Genomic DNA, 3,697 nt, shown 5'->3' with positions numbered 1-3,697 from the left:
CCGCCGAACCCCGCACCACCGCCAACACCCGATGACCCGCCGCACGCGCCACCGACAACCGCTCCAACACCAGCAAACCCACACCCTCACTCCAGCCGGTGCCGTCGGCAGCAGCCGAGAACGGCTTGCACCGCCCGTCGGCGGCCAGGCCGTTCTGGCGGGTGAACTCGGTGAAGGTGTGGGGGGTGGCCATGACGGTCACGCCTCCGGCCAGCGCCAGCGTGCACTCCCCCGAGCGGAGCGCCTGCGCCGCCAGGTGCAGGGCCACCAGCGACGAGGAGCACGCCGTGTCCACCGTCACCGCCGGCCCCTCAAGACCGAGGCTGTAGGACACCCGGCCGGAGGCCACACTGCCGGTGTTGCCCACCAGCAGCAGGCCCTCGTAGCCCTCGGGTGCCTCTCCCAGCCGGCTTCCGTAGTCGTGGTACATGACGCCGGTGAAGACACCGGTACGGCTGCCGCGCAGCGTGGTGGGGTCGATCCCGGCCGACTCGACCGCCTCCCAGGCGGTCTCCAGCAGCAGCCGCTGCTGCGGGTCGGTCGCCATCGCCTCGCGCGGACTCATCCCGAAGAACGCGGCGTCGAACTCCGCCGCGTCGTACAGGAATCCGCCGCGGCGGGTGGCCGACCGGCCCGGGGCGGCCGGGTCGGGGTCGAAGAGCCGCTCCAGGTCCCAGCCGCGGTCGGTGGGGAAGTCCCCCACCGCGTCGGCCTCGCGGGCGACGAGGTCCCACAGGTCCTCGGGCGTCCGTATCCCGCCCGGGTAGCGGCAGCTCATGGCGACGATGGCCAGCGGCTCGTCGGGGTCGGCGGACGCCTCGACCGGCGGCGCCTCGTGGCTGCTCACCCCGGCCAGCAGGTCGCGCAGGTGGGCGACCAGGGCGTTGGCCGTGGGGTGGTCGAAGGCGAGGGTGGGCGGCAGCCGCAGGCCGGACGCCGCGTTGAGGCGGTTGCGCAGCTCCACGGCGGTCAGCGAGTCGAAGCCGAGGTCCCGGAAGGCGCGCTGGGGGTCGACCGTCGAGGGGTCGGCGTAGCCCAGCACCATGGCCACCTGGGTGCGCACCAGGTCGTGCAGTTCCTGGTCGCGGTCGCCCTCCGGCAGTGCGGCGAGCCGCGCGGCCCAGGACGTGGCGGCGGGGCCGCCGGCCGCGGCGCGACGGGCGGCCGGACGCACCAGCCCCCGCCACACGGCGGCCAGCCCGCCGGCCGCGGCCCGGGCGCCGAGGCCGGCCCGGTCCACTCGCAGCGGGACCAGGTGGGCCGCCTCGCAGGACAGGGCCGCGTCGAGCAGCGCCAGTCCGTCCGCGGTCTCCAGCGGGGCGATCCCGGACCGGCTCAGCCGGGCCAGGTCCGCCTCGGACAGGTCGGCGGTCATGCTGCTGGCCTCGGCCCACAGGCCCCAGGACAGGGAGGTGGCGGGCAGGCCCAGGCCGCGCCGGTGGCCGGCGAGGCCGTCCAGGGCGGCGTTGGCCGCGGCGTACCCGGCCTGTCCCGCGTTGCCCGCGACGCCGGCGACGGAGGAGAAGAGCACGAAGGAGCACAGGTCGGCGCCGCGGGTGAGGTCGTGCAGGTGCCAGGCGCCGTCGACCTTGGGGGCCAGCACCTCCTGGAGCAGGTCGGGGGTGAGGTTCTCGACCACCGCGTCGGTCAGGACGCCCGCGGTGTGCACCACGGCGGTCAGGGGGTGTGCGGGGTCGACGGAGTCGAGCAGGGCGGCGACCTCGGAGCGGTGGGCGACGTCGCACGCCACCAGGGTGACCTGCGCGCCGAGTCCCTCCAGTTCCCTCACCAGCTCCGCGGCACCGGCCGCGGCGGGACCACGCCGGCCGGCCAGCAGGAGGTGGCGCACGCCGTGCTGCTCCAGGAGGTGCCGTGCCACCAGCCGGCCGAGGGTTCCGGTGGCCCCGGTCACCAGGACCGTGCCTTCGGGGTCCCAGGCCACCGCCCCGTCGGCGGAAGGCGGGGCGGTGCGGGCCAGGCGGGGCACCCGGGCGAGGCCGCCGCGGAGCGCGAGTTGGGGCTCCTCGTCCACGGCCACGGCGGGCAGGCCGGGGTAGGCCTCGGAGTCGGCGTCGACCAGGGCGAAGCGCCCGGGGTGCTCGGACTGGGCGCTTCGCACCAGTCCCCACACGGCGGCCTGGCCCGGTGCGCCCACCCCGGTGTCCTCGGGCGTCGCGACCGCGCCACTGGTGACGATCACCAGTCGGGACGCCGCGGTGCGGGGCTCGGCGAGCCAGGAGCGCACCAGTTCCAGGGCGCGGGCGGCGGCGGTGTGGGCGACGGTGGCGTGCGCCCGGTCGCCGGCCGGCTCGGTGAGGTCGGCCAGCACGCTTGCGGGCAGCGTCTCCTGCTCCCGGTGTGCGGCGAACAGGTCGGGGAGGCCGGGGTGCGCGGCGACGCGGTGGCCGGCCTCGTCCAGGGCTGCGGCCAGCGGTCCGGTGCCGACCACCGTGACCGGCTCGTCCGGGACGGCGGGGAGGGTGTGGGCGGGCCAGGTCAGTTCGTAGAGGGCACCGCCGCCGTGGGCGGCGCCGGCCGCGCTGCGGGCGTCGGTCCAGGGACGCAGGCTGAGCGCTTCGACGTCGGCGACGGGCGCGCCGGCGGTGTCGGCCAGGGCGAGGGCGGTGGTGCCGTCCTGGCGGGGGGTGATGCGGACCCGCAGGGCGGTGGCGCCCACGGCGTGCAGGCGGACGCCCGACCAGGCGAACGGGAGCAGTGGTGCTCCGGGCTCTGTTCTCTGCACGGTGCCCAGGCCGAGGACGAGCGGGTGCAGGGCGGCGTCCAGGAGCGCCGGATGGAGTCCGAAGTGTCCGCTGTCGGCGTGGGCGTCCGCGGCCAGGGCGACCTCGGCGTACAGCTCGGTGCCGCGGCGCCAGACCCGGCGCAGCCCCTGGAAGAGGGGGCCGTAGCCGTAGCCCTGGTCGGCCAGGCGGGCGTAGGCGTCGGTCAGGTCGACGGGCTCGGCCTGCGCGGGCGGCCACTGGGTGAGCGCGGTGCCGGTGGCGCCGTCGGCGGCTGCCAGTTCACCGGTGGCGTGGCAGGTCCAGGGCTCCTCGTCGTGGGTGCGGGCGTGGACGCTGAGCGTGCGGTGGGTGGCGCCGTCGGGGCCGCCGACCCGTAGCTGCACCTGGACGGAACCGTCCGCCGGCAGCAGCAGCGGAGCCTGGAGGGTGAGGTCCTCCACCCGCGGGCAGCCGACCAGGTCTCCTGCGCTCGCGGCGAGTTCGACGAAGGCGGTTCCGGGCAGCAGCGCGGACCCGAAGACCATGTGGTCGGTGAGCCAGGGGTGGGTGTGGCGGGAGAGCCGGGCCGTCATCAGCAGGCCGTCGTCGTCGGCCAGCGCCACGCTGGCTCCCAGCAGCGGGTGGTCGGACCGGGTGACGCCGAGGTGGGAGGCGTCCTGGGGGGCGCTGTTCGCGGTGATCCAGTGGCGGCGGCGCTGGAAGGGATACGTCGGCAGATCCACCACCCGACGCGCCGACGCCGGGAAGAACTGCTCCCAGTCCACCGAGGCACCCGCCACCCACGCCTCACCCAACGACCGCCGCATCCGCGCCAGACCACCCTCCTCCCGACGCAACGACCCCACCACCGCACCCGAAGCCCCCAACGCCTCCAACGTCTCCCCCACACCCACCAACAACACCGGATGCGCACTCACCTCAACAAAAACACCGAACCCATCCCCCACCAACCC

Annotated in this window: 1 protein-coding gene; it reads right to left on the bottom strand. The window is 75.9% G+C overall.

Translation table 11 applies throughout. The features are described 5' to 3' along the window. The coding region (locus tag ACFV3R_RS34500; RefSeq protein ID WP_385591493.1) for an SDR family NAD(P)-dependent oxidoreductase at positions 1-3,661 on the bottom strand (3,661 nt) is incomplete at its 3' end. Positions 3,662-3,697: the final 36 nt, after the last annotated feature.

This window comes from Streptomyces sp. NPDC059740, from assembly GCF_042733155.1.
Lineage (GTDB): Bacteria > Actinomycetota > Actinomycetes > Streptomycetales > Streptomycetaceae > Streptomyces.
Note: the sequence above shows the minus strand (reverse complement) of the source record. Positions and strands in the feature narration are given on the sequence as shown.